The sequence below is a fragment of the Solirhodobacter olei genome, assembly GCF_004010155.1.
Taxonomy (GTDB): domain Bacteria; phylum Pseudomonadota; class Alphaproteobacteria; order Rhodobacterales; family Rhodobacteraceae; genus Solirhodobacter; species Solirhodobacter olei.
The window spans coordinates 1-368 of record NZ_RRYH01000109.1; the positions used below are offsets into that span (position 1 = coordinate 1).

The 368-nt window shown below is 70.1% G+C and carries 1 protein-coding gene; it reads right to left on the reverse strand.

Translation table 11 applies throughout. The features are described 5' to 3' along the window. On the reverse strand, positions 1–368 hold a 368-nt coding region (locus tag EIP85_RS22655; protein WP_164871879.1), incomplete at both ends, for a Gfo/Idh/MocA family protein.

Sequence of the window (368 nt, forward strand, 5' to 3'; positions counted from 1 at the left end):
CCGCCGCCCGCCGGATCGTGGCGGAACCCGTAGGGGGCGGTGGCGTCCGCCATGTAATCCTCGGCATGCAGCCCACGGTAGCCTCGGATCTCTCCCAGCTCGCCCGCCGCAATCATCTCCCGCGCGAGGCCCAGCATCGGGTTGCAGAGATAGTTGAAGCCCACCTGGGTCTTCACGCCTGCCGCCTCTGCCGCCTCGGCCATCTCCCGCGCGTCGGCGGCCAGCGGCGCCAGCGGCTTTTCGCAATAGACATGCTTGCCTGCGGCGATGGCGGCGAGCGCCATCTCCTTGTGCAGGGCGTTGGGCGCGGTGATGCTGACGACATCGATCGCCGGATCGGCGACCATCGCCCGCCAGTCCGCCGTGGC